Annotated in this window: 13 protein-coding genes; 7 read left to right on the forward strand and 6 right to left on the reverse strand. The window is 40.5% G+C overall.

Features of this window, described 5'->3' with window-relative positions:
- Positions 1-195 precede the first annotated feature (195 nt).
- Complete coding sequence (locus MMO38_RS11230) at positions 196-1,497, forward strand: hypothetical protein (protein ID WP_241323599.1); 1,302 nt, start codon at positions 196-198, stop codon at positions 1,495-1,497.
- A 251-nt stretch (positions 1,498-1,748) separates the two neighbouring features.
- On the opposite strand, the gene glyS is transcribed toward MMO38_RS11230, so the two are convergent.
- Both glyS and glyQ read right to left on the reverse strand, forming a co-directional pair.
- Positions 1,749-3,818 (reverse strand): glycine--tRNA ligase subunit beta, encoded by a 2,070-nt coding sequence (gene glyS, locus MMO38_RS11235; RefSeq protein WP_241323600.1) that lies wholly within the window; start codon positions 3,816-3,818, stop codon positions 1,749-1,751.
- Entirely contained in the window at positions 3,818-4,807 is a 990-nt protein-coding gene (gene glyQ, locus MMO38_RS11240) for a glycine--tRNA ligase subunit alpha (RefSeq protein ID WP_241323601.1), read from the reverse strand. Before glyQ ends, glyS begins: the two co-directional genes overlap by 1 nt.
- Positions 4,808-4,926: 119 nt before the next feature.
- Here glyQ and MMO38_RS11245 point away from each other — a divergent pair, with 119 nt between their 5' ends.
- Positions 4,927-5,394 (forward strand): hypothetical protein, encoded by a 468-nt coding sequence (locus MMO38_RS11245; protein ID WP_241323602.1) that lies wholly within the window; start codon positions 4,927-4,929, stop codon positions 5,392-5,394.
- Positions 5,395-5,436: 42 nt separating this feature from the next.
- On the opposite strand, the gene MMO38_RS11250 is transcribed toward MMO38_RS11245, so the two are convergent.
- Complete coding sequence (locus MMO38_RS11250; RefSeq protein ID WP_241323603.1) at positions 5,437-5,928, reverse strand: hypothetical protein; 492 nt, start codon at positions 5,926-5,928, stop codon at positions 5,437-5,439.
- A 164-nt stretch (positions 5,929-6,092) separates the two neighbouring features.
- Here MMO38_RS11250 and MMO38_RS11255 point away from each other — a divergent pair, with 164 nt between their 5' ends.
- The 3 genes from MMO38_RS11255 (at position 6,093) to MMO38_RS11265 (ending at position 9,580) form a co-directional block, all read left to right on the forward strand.
- The gene (locus MMO38_RS11255; protein WP_241323604.1) at positions 6,093-7,355 is read left to right on the forward strand and encodes a putative DNA modification/repair radical SAM protein; all 1,263 of its coding nucleotides are present in this window, start codon (positions 6,093-6,095) and stop codon (positions 7,353-7,355) included.
- 2 nt (positions 7,356-7,357) lie between these two features.
- Complete coding sequence (locus MMO38_RS11260; protein ID WP_241323605.1) at positions 7,358-8,152, forward strand: TIGR03915 family putative DNA repair protein; 795 nt, start codon at positions 7,358-7,360, stop codon at positions 8,150-8,152.
- A gap of 150 nt (positions 8,153-8,302) precedes the next feature.
- Positions 8,303-9,580 (forward strand): hypothetical protein, encoded by a 1,278-nt coding sequence (locus MMO38_RS11265; RefSeq protein ID WP_241323606.1) that lies wholly within the window; start codon positions 8,303-8,305, stop codon positions 9,578-9,580.
- A gap of 83 nt (positions 9,581-9,663) precedes the next feature.
- Here MMO38_RS11265 and MMO38_RS11270 read toward each other — a convergent pair whose 3' ends face one another.
- Positions 9,664-11,079: a DASS family sodium-coupled anion symporter gene (locus tag MMO38_RS11270; RefSeq protein ID WP_004673071.1), complete on the reverse strand. Its 1,416-nt coding sequence runs from the start codon at positions 11,077-11,079 to the stop codon at positions 9,664-9,666.
- 502 nt (positions 11,080-11,581) lie between these two features.
- Here MMO38_RS11270 and MMO38_RS11275 point away from each other — a divergent pair.
- On the forward strand, positions 11,582-12,685 hold the full coding sequence (locus MMO38_RS11275; RefSeq protein WP_241323607.1) for an HPP family protein: 1,104 nt from the start codon (positions 11,582-11,584) through the stop codon (positions 12,683-12,685).
- A 70-nt stretch (positions 12,686-12,755) separates the two neighbouring features.
- Here MMO38_RS11275 and MMO38_RS11280 read toward each other — a convergent pair whose 3' ends face one another.
- On the reverse strand, positions 12,756-13,025 hold the full coding sequence (locus MMO38_RS11280; RefSeq protein ID WP_004673066.1) for a PspC domain-containing protein: 270 nt from the start codon (positions 13,023-13,025) through the stop codon (positions 12,756-12,758).
- Positions 13,026-13,377: 352 nt separating this feature from the next.
- Between MMO38_RS11280 and MMO38_RS11285 the strand changes: the two genes are divergently transcribed.
- Positions 13,378-14,040: a hypothetical protein gene (locus tag MMO38_RS11285; protein ID WP_241323608.1), complete on the forward strand. Its 663-nt coding sequence runs from the start codon at positions 13,378-13,380 to the stop codon at positions 14,038-14,040.
- Between the two features lie 48 nt (positions 14,041-14,088).
- On the opposite strand, the gene MMO38_RS11290 is transcribed toward MMO38_RS11285, so the two are convergent.
- On the reverse strand, positions 14,089-15,912 hold the full coding sequence (locus MMO38_RS11290) for an acyl-CoA dehydrogenase C-terminal domain-containing protein (RefSeq protein WP_004673064.1): 1,824 nt from the start codon (positions 15,910-15,912) through the stop codon (positions 14,089-14,091).
- Positions 15,913-16,028: the final 116 nt, after the last annotated feature.

Raw genomic sequence — 16,028 nt, forward strand, 5'->3', positions numbered from 1 at the left:
TTTTTCGCTAGTTTCGGCCAAGTGCATTCTATGGGCATTGCTCGGCAGTGATACTAATCTCCACAACAAGTCGTTCAAGTGGATAGTCCTACGTTCCGCAAATGTTGTGCATGTGCTTCGCACATTATTGCACAACATCTGCTCCACTACGGTCTGCCACTTAACTCTACGTTATACATAAGGAATATCGAGAATATGCCAGAATTAAATGAAGTCTTTGGAGTGAGTCCTAATCAAGTACTTTCTTATATCGAACGGGATAAAATCGATGAAAGGTTTAGTGAATCACTAACCACTGGAAACCATGTCGTCGTATATGGCGCATCAAAGCAGGGTAAAACTGCCTTGGTATCGAGACATCTTCCTTATGATGAAAATATCGTTGTTCGACTCACCCCAAATACAAATATATCCGACATTTATTCGAGCATTTTGAGACAAGTTGGAGTGGAGATTGAGGTTGCTAATCAAAGTGAAGAATCATCTACCTCTTCTGCTAGTGTAGGCATAAAGGCTAAAGCAAAAATCTTATTTTTTGGAGAAGGTGAGGCCAGCGCAGCAGGCTCGATAGGTGCGGGCGAGAAAAAGTCAACAACATATCAAACAGTCCCGTTTAACTTGGCTGTAGCGCAAGATATATCTGAGCTTTTGCACAAAATTAATTTTAGCAAAAAGATAATTTTAGAGAATTTCCATTATTTGGATGAAGAAAAGCAAAGGGAGCTTTCATTTGATCTAAGAACGTTCCAGGAAACCGGTATAATATTTGTCGTCCTTGGAGTCTGGCGTAAAAAAGATAGGTTGAGGACATTTTGTCCTGACTTGACGGATAGAGTTAATGATATTCCCGTAGAGCCTTGGAACGAAGCTGATTTTAGACGCGTGGTAGAGAAAGGGTGTAAACAACTAAACATTACTATTAGTGAAAGCATTATTGCCAAATTTATCGCAAACTCATTCGGGAGCATTGGTGTGCTTCAAGAGCTATTAAAGGCTTGCTGTAATTTTGCTGGCATTAATCGAACTCATGAAGGCGATAGCCATCATTTGGCGAATGATTCTTATGCAGATGATGCCTTAGCAGAAAAATGCAATGAGTACCGAGAAAATCACCAGCAAGCATTAGAATTATTGGCGTCTGGAAACGTGACTCATTCTAAAGGAAAAGAAAAAGCACCCCTTCACCTTCCTTATTATCTAGTAAGAGTTATTGCTCAAAAAGGGTATGACGGCATAGTCGGCGGCTTATCTAGAGCTGATATTAATAATGGAATAAAAGCGATTCATCATCGGGCAGAGGATGTTAGGCCGGGGGATATAAGTAACCTTCTACACAATATATCTCATCTACAGTTCAAGAAAAAATTGAATCCACCTTTAATTGACTATGACCAAGGGAAAAGGCTTCTTTTTGCAATAGATTCTACATTCTTCTACTTTCTCAAAAATAGTAACCTTGAAGAGTTCGAAGAAGAGTTGCCTTCACCATTAGAGTAAAAATGTATAACAAACGGCTCCACGCAGACGCCTAAACCTACGCGCTTTTTGTGGGTTTCGCTACGCTACACTTTGCCACAAAAATCGCTCCGGTTTGGGCGCTGGTGAGCCGGACGTTAAGTATCAGTAATATATTCAGATAAATCACAGAATGGTAATTTGCAATAAAGTTTGTATGATTATTGCCTATAAAAATAAACCCCACTAAATATATAGTGGGGTTTATTTGAAAGATCAAGTATTATAAATACTTAACCCTGCAATACACTCACATCCGCTACAGCGGTAAACAAGCCACGCAACTGAGCCAATAAACGTAAACGGTTCGCTTTTAATTCAGCATCATCCGCCATCACCATGACACCTTCAAAGAACGCATCAATAGGCGCACGAAGGGCAGCAAGCTTAGACAACGCTTCAGTATAGTTACGTGCATCAAGCAAAGGCTGAACCACTGGTGTTAAAGCAGATAATTCCGCATAAAGTGCTTTTTCAGCCGCTTCAACGAGATTCGCTTCAACCACCGCACCTTCAGGCGTTGCTTCTTTCGCAAGAATATTGGCAACACGTTTGTTTGCAGCAGCTAAAGCAGCCGCTTCAGGTAAAGTACGGAAGTGATTGACCGCATTCACACGCTTATCAAAATCAAGTGGCGATTTTGGTGCAAGTGCTTGAACTGATTGTAGAACATCAACCGCAACGCCTTGATCTTCGTACTTGGCACGATAACGACCTTCAAGGAAAGCAACTGCATCAGCACGCGTCTTGTCATGATCTTTAACTACGTCGCCATAACCTTGCAGTGCAAAATTAACCAATTCTTCAATCGTTACATCAAGTTCATTTTCAATCACTAAACGCAAAATACCAATCGCAGAACGACGGAGTGCAAATGGGTCTTTAGAACCTGTCGGCGCTTGTCCAATCCCGAAAATACCGACTAGGGTATCTAAACGATCAGCAAGGGCAATGGTTGTACCTGTCTTAGTCTGTGGTAATACATCACCTGCAAACTTAGGTAAATATTGTTCACCTAGCGCTTCTGAAACTTCGGTGTTTTCACCTTCAAGACGGGCATAGTAAGTCCCTGCAATACCTTGAAGTTCAGGGAATTCACCAACGAGTTCAGAGGTTAAGTCGCATTTCGCAAGTAAAGCTGCTTTCTCAGCATCAGTAACATTCGCACCTGTGGTTGGTGATAACGCTACAGCCAATTTTGCAATACGTTCTGATTTATTCCAAAGCGTACCCAATTGCGCTTGGAATACCATGTTGGCTAATTTTTCTTTACGACTTGCAAGTGGTTGCTTTTGGTCTTGTAAGAAGAAGAATTCAGCATCAGACAAACGCGGGCGTACAACTTTCTCATTGCCTTCAATAATTTGAATCGGATCTTTCGACTCAATATTTGAAATAGTGATGAAGTAAGGCTGTAATTTACCTTCTGCATTGATTAAGCAGAAATACTTTTGGTTGTCCTGCATGGTGGTAATCAAAGCTTCTTGAGGAACGGCTAAATAGCGTTCTTCAAAAGTCGCACGTAATGCGACTGGCCATTCAACTAAACTAGTCACTTCATCAAGCAAGTTTGCAGGAACAATTGCAGTCGCTTTGACATCATCCGCCAATTTTTTCACTTGTTCTTGAATGGTCGCTTGACGCTTTTCAAAGTCTGCTACCACATATGCTTTTTCTAAAGTCGCTAAGTAATCGTTAGCATGCACCAAAGCCACTGCTTCAGGGGCATGGAAACGATGACCATAAGTCACATTACCCGCTTTGTGATCTTGAATGGTTGCTTCAACCACTTGATCATCTTTCAGCAACACGACCCATTTCACAGGACGCACGAACTCAGTACGACTTGCTGCTGAACGCATACGTTTGGCGATTGGCAAGTTATCCAACGCAGTTTGCAAAATCTGTGGCAGTAAAGCATCAAGGCTTTGACCTTTTACATCTTTTAAGAAGCAAACTTTTTCAACCTTACCTGCTTGGAAAGTAGAAAGCTGGTCAACCGTAATGCCTTGACCACGCATAAAGCCTTCGAGTGCTTTGGTCGGTTTGCCTTCAGCATCATAAGCAGCTTGTACGGCAGGACCGTCAAAACGTTTTTGTGTATCTGCTTGAGCTGCATCAATATCCACAATTTTAAGTGCTAAACGACGTGGAGCAGCATAAGCTTCGATTGAGGCAAAGTTTAAACCTGCATCTTTTAAACCTTTTTCCGTTTCAGCTTTTAAAGCATCACGTAGAGTTTTTAAGCTTTTTGGTGGGAGTTCTTCACAGCCAAGTTCGAATAAAACAGTATGCTTTGTCATTATTTCTTCTCCTTCGCTTTTTCAGCTTGGGCTGCATCGAACTCAACTTGTGCTTTTAACTGAGCTAATACTTCATCACGTAAATGTGGTTCTGCCATCGGGAAGCCGAGTTTCGCACGAGCAGCCACATAACTTTGTGCAATAGAACGCGCCAAAGTACGAACACGTAAGATATAACGCTGACGTTCAGTCACAGAAATCGCACCGCGTGCGTCGAGTAAGTTAAAGCAGTGAGATGCTTTGATCACTTGTTCATAAGCAGGAAGTGGCAGTTCAGCTTCGATTAAACGTGAGGCTTCAGCTTCATAGAAGTCAAACAATTCAAACATTTTATCGACTGGCGCGTATTCAAAGTTATAAGTCGATTGCTCAACTTCATTTTGATGGAACACATCACCATAAGTCACTGTACCGAATTGACCTTTGGTCCAAACAAGATCGTAAACTGAGTCTACACCCTGTAAGTACATCGCTAGACGTTCTAAACCGTAAGTGATTTCGCCAGTCACAGGGTAGCATTCAACGCCACCGACTTGTTGGAAGTAAGTGAACTGAGTCACTTCCATACCATTTAACCAGACTTCCCAACCTAAGCCCCAAGCACCAAGAGTCGGAGATTCCCAGTTGTCTTCCACAAAACGGATGTCGTGGGTCAGAGTATCAATCCCGATGGCTTTTAAAGAGTCGAGATAAAGCTGTTGGATGTTATCTGGGTTTGGCTTTAATACAACTTGGAACTGATAGTAGTGTTGTAAACGGTTAGGGTTCTCACCATAACGACCATCTTTTGGACGACGTGAAGGTTGAACATATGCCGCGTTCCAAGTTTCTGGCCCTAATGCACGTAAGAAGGTTGCAGTGTGGAATGTCCCTGCACCCATTTCCATATCATATGGTTGTAATATGACGCAGCCTTGCTCCGCCCAATAGTTTTGTAGGGCAAGAATTAAGCCCTGAAATGTATCAATATGCGATATAGCACGACTCATGGTGCATCCACTGGAATCAAACAAAAATTGTGGTTAAGTATAAGGATTTTGCGGAGTAGTGGCAAAGGTTATAGCTCAAGTTATACTGTTTTTCATCTAGACCAAAATTAAAGCAAATCATGTATCTGATAGATTATGAAAGTAAGTTCCAACGTTGGGAAAACTATGCTGAATTGCCATCTGGTTTATTTTTCCTCATCGATGAATCGGCGTTAGAGACATACTTATCCAAACGGACATGTTTCCTAAAAGGGTTTGAAGCGACTGAATTTATTCGCCTTATATCTAAAGAGATTCCTAAGTCATTCGTATATGAAGTTGCGTTAGATATTTCTGAAAGTTGGAATTCTGATATTGAAATTGCCAAAGTTCGAGAATGGTTGTTTCAATGCAAGATTCCTTTTGATCAAAATATTTATATGCTTTATGACGAGCATGTCATCAAAACCAAATGGAAGGTTTTTGTAAGGCATTGGGATATTTTTAGTTGGTCTGTAGGAGTGAACTTAGACGTTATTGATCATACTCGTAGTTGGCGCTTAGAAGTCCATCATGAGAATGTACTCACTTTTTATTCGATGAAATAAAGAAGTAAGCATGAACTTAACTTTGCAACCAGCTTTGAGGTGCTAATCAGGGTATTCCAGCTTTGAAGAAGTTTTTGCTTTATTTGCAGTTATGAGTAATAAAATCCAGTTGGTCAGGGCAAATGTGAGGGAGAAGAAACAGAAAATAAGAAAAAACCCGAATGGAATAATATTAATTTGAGCAGTATTTAAAATCATAATCAGGCTAGGGACAATAGCGGTAAATAAAACTGCATAGGCAATAATCGAAAAGAAATTGAGGGCTTTATATTTTTTCAATAAAACTTGAACTAAATAGGTTGGAAGGAAAACCAAGATGAAGTAGATCAATGCAATACAGAGTGTGGCAAGGAACATTTCATAGAATACTTTAAATATTTCTATAGAGAAGTAATCGTTAGGTGCGAAAAAAGCGGACAATATAAAAAATATTGGAATACCAGCATAGAGAGGGGTTTGAATCAAACAGCGCCAAATTTGATCTTTACTGACATCAAGCCGTTGGGTAAGTAATTTATAAAAATTTAGGATCATTGTTTTATCTAAATGAAAGGATTGGGAAATTTGGTTATCGCTAATATTTAAGTAATCAACTATACGTCACCTCATGACGCATTGCATCTCCCATGCTCTTAATTTCACAACTTGGAAATGCTAATTTTTAAACGATATTCTTTGTTCTCATCAGGTCGTTTGAAATGTCTGATCGCATTCGTGAAAAATTGCAAATTCTTGCGGACGCAGCCAAATATGACGTGTCCTGTTCATCCAGTGGTAGCGACCGTAAAAATAAAGATAAGGGTTTAGGTGATGCTAGTCGCTCAGGGATTTGCCATAGCTATACCGAAGACGGACGTTGTGTTTCTCTACTGAAAATCTTGTTCAGCAATGTCTGTATTTTTGACTGTGCTTATTGCGTGTCACGCCGTTCCAATGACGTCAAACGCTCTGCATTTACCGTACAGGAAGTGGTTGACCTGACCATTAATTTCTATCGTCGGAATTATATTGAAGGGCTTTTTCTGAGTTCAGGCATCTTCAAATCTGCAGATCACACCATGGAGCGAATGCTGCAAGTGGTGAAAAAACTGCGTCTCGAAGAAAACTTTAATGGCTATATCCATCTTAAAACTATTCCGGGAGCATCGCCTGAGCTGATTCATGAAGCAGGGCTTTATGCAGATCGGATGAGCATTAATTTGGAAATGCCAACTGAGGTCGGATTAAAAACTTTTGCCCCTGAAAAATCACATCAAGAAGTACAAAAAGACTTAGGCTTAGTACGAGATCGACTGATTCAACTCAAAGATGAACGTCAAATTATTAAACATGTGCCAAAATATGTACCCGCAGGACAGACCACGCAAATGGTGGTCGGTGCACATCAAGAAACAGATCAAGATGTGCTGGTGATGGCAGATCGACATTACAAAGAATTTAAACTCAAACGTGTCTATTTCTCAGGCTATATCCCAATCAACACGGAAAATAATTACTTGCCTGCGGTGGGTTCTGCACCGCCATTGTTACGTGAAAATCGACTCTATCAGAGTGATTGGCTGATGCGTTTTTATGGTTTTGAAGTCAACGAAATCGTCAATGAAAAACACCCTCATCTTGATCTAGATGTTGACCCAAAACTAAGTTGGGCACTACGACATCCTGAGCAGTTTCCTGTCGATCTAAATCGTGCAGATTACCGTATGATTTTACGTGTACCGGGTATTGGAGTGAAGTCGGCCAAGAAAATCGTGCAAGCGCGACGTTTTGGCAAGATACATACTGATTTACTGAAAAAATTAGGTGTGGCGTATTCACGTGCTAAGTTTTTTATTCGTTGTGAAGACAGTCCACGCTTCCAAAAGGAACTTTCTTCTCATTACATACGTCAACAAATTCTGACTCAAGGCTCATCTAAGTATGTCAAACAACTTTCACCTCAACTGAGTTTAGGGTTCTAGTGATGTTAAGTGATGGTATTGCTTATTATTACTTTGATGGTTCAATGGTGGGCTTACTCAATTGCGTCTTTCGTGCTTTTCAATTTAAAGAATTTCAAGTTCAACTCTGTTTAAATGAAGGCGCGCAGCATGGATTATTTGCTACTGTTGTTGAGATTCCAAATGATGAACAGCATGCGCAACGTATTTGGTCTGCATTACAACAACGCCTGTCAAAGTCATCGTTAAGACAGTTCTATTTTGCATATTTATCCGAATCGTTGGATGCCTTTCAGCATTTATTTAATTACTGTATCTATGTTTTTCGCCATAAGCATTCGGTTGAAAAGGATTATTCGCATTCTAGTGTCTTGGCGATTTCACAATGGGCGAAAAAGGTGGGGCGCGAAAAACATCGGATGGAGGCATTCATTCGCTTTAAAAAAACCACAGATGAATTGTTTATCAGTTTAATTCGTCCTGATTTTAATGTGTTGCCACTGATTCAGCCGCATTTTAAGCGTCGTTATCAAGACCAGCGCTGGCTGATTTATGATGAGCAACGTAAGTATGGTCTTTATTATGATTTACAAGATATTCATGAAGTATCTTTAGAAGCCCATCAGATTGACCGTAATATCGAAAATGGGGCGAGTCAGAACTTCCAATTAGAATTAGATCAACAAGAAGAATTATATGATCAGCTTTGGAAAGATTATTTTAATAGTATCAATATTAAGGAGCGTCAAAACATTAAACTTCATGTTCAATACCTGCCAAAACGCTATTGGCGCTACTTAAATGAAAAAATCATCTAAAAATAATTTCTCCAAATAATACATGCTCTTAAGTGAATTTTTTCTCTCTATACATTTTTTACTGTTGGAAAAATGCAGGAAATGATTAATTTTGTATTAATGTTATGTTATAACGTTTCAAAATTAATATAAATCAGTCCAACAGGGGAAATGAGTGTGAATAAGTTAAAACAAGCTTATCTGCTGAGTGCGTTATTCAGTAGTGTGTTGTTATCCGCATGTGGGGGCAGTGGTGATTCATCGAGTTCATCATCAAACACTCCAAAACCAGAACAACCGACGACGCAAACATATGAAGGTCGTTTGGCGATTGCTAATGCCGATGCAGATCGTCCAATGCTCTCGGTTTATGATCTAAAAGATCAGAAATTAATTGATAGTAAAGCGTTAAACTATACGCCTTCAGCGATGTACAGCAGCCCGCAATCACGTTATGCGGTCATGGTTAGTCGTAATGATGGTGTGGTTCAATTTGCTGATGGCGGTGTCTTTAGTCAAAGCAATCAACTTAAGGTTAATGCTCCAAATATCTTAACGTTCCAATTGAATGGTGCAACGCCTGCTCATTATCGTAGTTTCAATGGTACGGCGGCATTGTTCTATGATGGCAGTGATACGGAAGTGTCTAAGTTTGATGTGTTTAATGATGCAATGATTGTTCAGCAAAGTATTGCGACGCAAAAGCTACCGAAAAAACATCATGGCGTGGCTGAGCCACGCGGTGAATATGTTCTCAGTACTTATTTACCGACTGATGCAACAGCACTCAGTATTATAAAAAGCTATCATATTCATGGCGATCATTTCCATGAAGAACAAACCTTAGCAAATCCATGCAACCGTCTACATGGGGCAGCATCGATAGCGAACTACGCTGCTTTTGGTTGTGAAGATGGGGTGTTGGTGGTTGAACAGAAGAAAGACACATTTGTCGATAAAAAAGTCCTGATTGATCAACGTATTTCGACTTTGGCTGGGCATGAAAAAATTAATCAATTTGCCGCTTTTGCATCAGGTACAAATGATTTGTTTATTGTAGATCCACAACAGTTGAATGCCATCAGTTTAGACTGGTCGATCGGTGCGAAAGAGCTTGATGGTTCAACTGCAGTTAAACGCTTACAACAAGCATTTGATGCGACAGGACGCTATTTGGCTATTTTGGATAGTATGGGGGCGGTGCATGTGATTGATACGCAAACTTGGCAACGATTAGGTCAAATTCAGGCGATTAACAATGTTATTGGTACTGAACTTGCTAAAAGTCGTTTAGTGGTCAATGCTGCTTCAGACACGATTTTTATCAACGATACTCAAGCCAAAACGATTGTTGAACTTGATTTGAAGAACTTAAAAATCAAACAAAGCATTCAGTTAAATGATGTGCCGAATACCTTTACGTGGTTAGGTGTCGCTAAAGCATCTTAATTTTTCGATAAAAAAATAGCCCAGTAAATGGGCTATTTTTTTGCGGATAAGTTTGAAAATCAATGCAATAACTTAGGACTTATTTAAAGAAAGAATAAGTAAAAGAAGATTGAAATCACGGCAATACATAATACATTCAGGATGAAACCAACTTTCATCATTTCACGTTGTTGAATATGCCCAGTACCAAATACAATTGCATTTGGTGGTGTTGCCACAGGGAGCATAAAGGCACACGATGCTCCGAGACCAATCACTAGTACAAGGATTTCTTTTGGAAGCCCCATTTGTGCGGCAATTGCAGCAAAGACTGGAACCAGAAGCGCGGCAGAAGCGGTATTGCTGGTGAGCTCTGTTAAGAAAATAATAAACGCAGCTACAACAACAATGACCAAGAATGGCGACGCACCACCAAAGGCGTTGGCGAGGGTTTGTCCGAGTACCAATGATGAACCTGAATCTTTTAAAACCGCACTGAGCGTTAATCCACCACCGAATAACATGAGTACACCCCAATCGGTGTTATCAGAGATATCTTTCCATGTCGCGATCCCTAAGATTACCACCATACATGCTGCGGCAATCGCCACCCACGTATCTGGTTGGCTAATTCCAAACTGCTCACTCACGCTCTTGCCAAAGATCCAACCCAAAGCTGTCACCACAAACAAGATCATAGTGAGCATGCGATCCCGATTCCAAGGAATCGTTTCAGCTTTGAATTCAACACGATGGTTTAATTTAGGGCGTAAAACTAGATATAGGCTGACTAACATTGCAGGGAAAAGAAGCAACATCATCGGTAAGCCGATTTTCATCCAGTCAGCAAAATCATAGCCTAGCGCTTTGGCTGCAATGGCGTTTGGTGGTGAACCGACGAGGGTACCTAAACCACCAATATTGGCTGAATAGGCAATACCAAGCAAAATAAATACGAACGTTTTACGTTCTTTGGCTGCATCAAAATGGGAGAGTAAGCCTAATGCAAGCGGGAGCATCATCGCCGCAGTTGCGGTATTTGAGATCCACATCGATAAAAATGCGGTGACGATACAGATTGCCAGTACTGCGAGCCCCAAATGTCCTCGAGACAAGGCAATGACCCACATGGCAATTTTACGATCTAGCTTTTGCACATGTAAGGCAGTTGCTAAAGCAAAACCCCCAAAAAAGAGGAAAATAATGGGGTCAGCGAAAGTGCTGAGTGCTTTGGCTGTTGTGATGGGACTGACTTCGTCATTACTACCAACGCTTGGCATACCCACCAAAACGGCTAAAATAGGAACCAAGAGCGCGGTAATGGTGATGTGGATCGCTTCAGTCAGCCATAAAATGCCAATAAAGAATAATAAACTTAAGCCTTTATTGGCATTTTGATCATAGGGGAGAATTTCATATAGACCGAATGACAGCAAGGCTGCAATTGCAATGATAATCCAACCGCGCAATACGCCTTTCGGCATCGCATTGGTTGGTGTTTCTAGGTGAGGAACATTCATACAATATCCTTATTTGTGCTGTTATCTATCACTCAATTTCACGTGACAGAGTAACTATATTTTTAGCGAATCAATAGTAAATGCTAACTTCTATCATCCATGTAAATTTTTTTTAAATCCGTGTACTCATTGCCCATGTATACATCCAAGTAAGGCTGAAAGTAGGTAGACAAAGTCTGGAGTGCATTCCTGCCCAGTTTTTGAACGTTTGAATTTTATGGTATTTGAGCTGTAAGTGGTATTTAGTTTTTTGATAAAAATCTATGTGATATTTATTTCTTTTATAAATAAGAGGCGTGCGCTGTTTTTCATAATCGGTTTAGTGTTTTAAGTATATTGGTCTTTGGTCTAATTTGATCAAATTTATTATAAGAGGAGTCAGTGGCGTTTAGAGAACAAAATGGCTGCATGTTTTAAGATGTAACAAAAATATATCTTATAAAAGCTTAAGTGTATACTGCCGCAACCCATCAAACTCGACATGATTCCAGCAAGGTGCATTGTGAGCTTTACTCAATCTGACTGGCTAAGTTTTCTAAAACCCAACTATAAAACCCTTCCGCTGAAAGAGCGTTTGCTTTCAGGCTTTGGCGCATTATGTGGTTTGGCCGTGTCGTCATTACTGAGTTGGTATGTACTGGGTGGGATGAATGCATGGTATATCGCACCGATGGGTGCATCCTCGGTACTGCTTTTTGCTCTACCAAACAGTCCGTTGGCGCAACCTTGGAATGTAATTGTCGGCAATACGTTGTCTGGGGTGATTGGCGTTGTTTGTGTGCAATGGTTGCCAGATTTAACCACGGCATTTAGCGTGGCAGTGGGTCTGGCGATTTTTGTGATGATGACGACAGATTCTTTGCATCCGCCAAGTGGGGCGGTGTCGATCACGGCTGTATTGGGGGGAGAGGCAGTTCATCGTCTTGGCTTCTACTTTGTGCTTTATCCTGTCTTATTAAATTCAATTTTACTGTTGTTGTTTGCAGTGTTTTTTAATCGTTTAATTGGGCGACATTATCCAATAACAGCACATGTCAATGCACGCAGCAAAGACCCTACACCGACGCAGAAAGTGTCAATTCAGCCCAAAGATATTGAATATGCTTTAGAGCACCACACCGAATTACTCGATATTAGTCAATACGACTTAGAAAAAATCATCTTAGATGCGCAACAACGAGCACATGGGCGTTTGCAAAATAGCTTCGTTTGCCAAGATATTATGAGTCGGGATGTGATCACGCTGCATGAGGATGATGATATTCATCAGGCATTAGATAAGTTCAAAGCGGTCAATATAATGAGCTTGCCTGTGGTTAATCATGAGGAAAGGCTTGTCGGAACACTGGCTTTATATGAAGTGGTTGAGTGGTTTAAAAGTGCGACTGATCCAAGGAATTCTTGGCAGCATTATGTTCGGCAAATTATGAGTCGTAGAGTAGTGACCGTTGAACCACTACAACCGATTCAAGACCTCATACCTTATTTTGTGGAGAAGTCTTTTAATTATATCCCAGTGGTTGAGAATCAACGTTTGATCGGAATGATCAGTCGTGCTGATATGATTGCTGCTTTGCAACAACAGTTAGGTCGACCATTACCTTAATTTCAATAAAAAAAGCTACGGTTGTATTTGGGGTGTATCCAACCGTAGCGACCAAAAGTGGCAAAGTGAATTAACGTTTCATACTCTGATCATCATAAATTGTTTTTACAGGCTGCTGATAATGTTGTACATGCTCTATAGATGCTGTTTGTCTCTTGGGAATGACCAACCATAGAATCAAATACACTAAAATACCGGGAAAAGCGGCACTGAGGATTGAGATCACAACAAAGATCAAGCGTAATAAATTTGCGTTCCAACCAAAACGTTCAGCAATACCGCCCATTACACCTGCGATCATGCTTTTTTGGTTTGAGCGATATAAACCAGTATTGGTCATCGAATTCTTCTCCTTAACGTAATGAAATGACAGCATAAAAGAGATATTCAATCTGTTGATTGCTGTTTATTAAGAAATAGGGGCGGTATACATTTTTTAAAGTTTAAATAGATAAGAGATTAGTTACGTTGTGTAAAATCCTGCTGGAAAAACCAACAGTATCGCCTAAAATGCACCGACTTAAAGCAGACTGCTTTGTCACCGTATGATTCAGTTTTATTGTCGTTCTTTCAGTCGGTAGGCGTCCCTGATATGAGCATAGAGAATGAATATATTCTATGTTCTTTAGATCTATTGGGCGCAGTCCTGTTGGATTCGTCGATAATGATGTTGATGTTAGAGATTTGTGGATATGCAGTTCAGGTGGTTGTTACTACAGTATGTGAGTGTTGGATGTGTATTGAGTTTCGGTCTGACTGCGTGTGATCGTGATTATTCAGAATCCGCTAAACAAATTCAGATGCAATCAAGTGATGAGGTAAGTGTTGTACCAGATGAGCCGTCTTCATTTACCGATGATGGTGTGCCATTAACTAAAGTTGCTGGACAAGCAACTTTACCGTACTCAGGTATGGGGAAGCGTAACTTAACAGAGCCTTCTGAAACTAGTCTGACCTATGTGGGTCGTTATCATGCTCGTATTCCATGTACCGATGCTTTTGCGGGTTGTGTGAATCAAGAGAAAGAAGCGGAATATATTCTGAATCTATTGGAAGATGGTTCGGTTTATTGGATCAATACCAGTTTTGGTCGCTTAGGTGCAGATTCTTCTCAGAACGTTGCCAAGATCGAGCAAACCTGTAAACAAGTACAATGGTATGCGCATGAAGAACTGAATGAAATTATGGTTCGTTGTGATGCTGCCAACATTAGCTTGTATTATGAAATTAACCAAAATCAAGATTTGGTATTAAATTTAGATAAACTTTGGAATGGGAATAATGGCGAAAATCGGAAGTTCTTTAAAGAATATCCATTCCCCCAAAAAGCCTATGTATTTAAAAAAATAGATTAGAGTGAATAAAAAAGAGCGCAATATGCGCTCTTTTTTTAACAGATCCGATTAGTAATCGAAGCTGAAGTGTTCTGGTGCAAGTGAAGTCAAGGTGCGTGAAGTTGATACCATTGATTCTGCATGACCTTGAGCACGTGGTAACAAGCGGTCAAAATAGAAATCAGCAACTTTGATTTTTGCTTTATAGAATTCTGGTGTTTCGATACCGTTACCCGCTTCTAATTTTTCAGAAGCAACAACAGCCTGTTGCGCCCAGAAGTAAGCCATCATCACGTAACCAGAGAACATCAAGAAGTCAGCAGAAGCTGAAGAAACGATGTCACGGTCCTTACGTGCAGCAAGCATGATGCGAACAGTCAATGTATTCCACTGTGCGCAAAGCTTAGTCAAATCCCAAGCAAAACGACGTAAGTACTTGTTACGTGCATGTGTTGCACAGAACTTTAAGATTTCAGCAGTATAGTCACGAACAACTTTACCTTTCGAGCTTAAAAGTACTTTACGACCAAGTAAATCAAGTGCTTGAATACCTGTTGTACCTTCGTACAAGGTTGAGATACGTGCATCACGTGCGATCTGCTCCATACCCCATTCACGGATATAGCCATGACCACCAAATACTTGCATACCATTATTTGCTGATTCTAAACCGAGCTCAGTCAAGAAGCCTTTTAAAATCGGGGTATAGAAACCAAGTTTGTCATCATGCGCTTCATAAGCGGCTTGATCGCCATTTGCGATCGCATCTGTCATTTTGTCAGCAAGTTTAGCTGCGTGGTAGATCATTGAACGACCACCTTCCGCAATTGCTTTTTGCGTCAACAGCAAGCGACGTACATCGGCATGGTGAATAATCGCATCAGCTACACGTTCAGGTTCTTTTTTACCTGAAAGCGCGCGCATTGACATACGATCTTTTGCATACGGTAAAGCACCTTGGAAAGACAGTTCAGCGTGAGCAACACCTTGAACCGCAGTACCAATACGTGCAGTGTTCATGAAGGTAAACATTGCATGTAAACCTTTATTCACTTCACCGATCAAGTAACCTGTTGCATTATCAAAGTTCAATACTGCTGTCGCAGAGGCTTTAATCCCCATTTTGTGTTCGATTGAACCACAAGAAACTGTATTGCGTTCACCTACGCCACCATCCGCAGTTGGGATGAATTTAGGTACGATGAATAATGAGATACCACGTGTACCTGCAGGTGCATCTGGAAGACGCGCAAGTACGATGTGAATAATGTTTTCTGTTAAATCGTGCTCACCTGCAGAGATGAAGATCTTAGTACCAGAAAGCTTATAAGTCCCATCTTCTTGAGGTTCTGCTTTAGTTTTAACTTGACCTAAATCTGTACCACATTGAGGTTCAGTCAAGCACATCGTACCAGACCAAGTTCCTTCAACCAGTTTAGGCATATAGGTATTTTTTTGCTCATCTGTACCAAATTGCATGATGGTGTTCATACAACCAGTACTCAAACCTGGATACATGGTGAAAGACCAGTTTGCAGTCCCCATCATTTCAGATTTGATTAGGTTTAAAGACATTGGTAAGCCTTGACCACCAAACTCTTCAGGATACGAAAGACCTTGCCAACCACCCATGACGAATTGGTCATATGCTTCTTTGAAGCCTTTAGGGGTTGTGACTTCACCATTGTTGAAAGTACAGCCTTCTTCATCGCCTGATTGATTGAGTGGAGAAAGTACGTTTTCGCAATAATCTGCCGCACCTTCAAGAATCATATCAACAGTTTCAGCATCAGCATTTTGACCACTTGCTAAAGTTTGGTAATGTGCTGGATAATCTAACATTTCGTTCATTAAGAAACGAACATCGCGGAGCGGGGCTTTATAAGCTGGCATAATCTTAATCCTGTATTTGAATCATTTTGGATTATCTGTTTCGATACTCTAGATTATTCACAATAGTGACACAAATACATTGATAAGCCCACTAGAAAAAAATGTCAGAAAAGCGA

The sequence above is a fragment of the Acinetobacter sp. NIPH 1852 genome, assembly GCF_022549455.1.
Lineage (GTDB): Bacteria > Pseudomonadota > Gammaproteobacteria > Pseudomonadales > Moraxellaceae > Acinetobacter.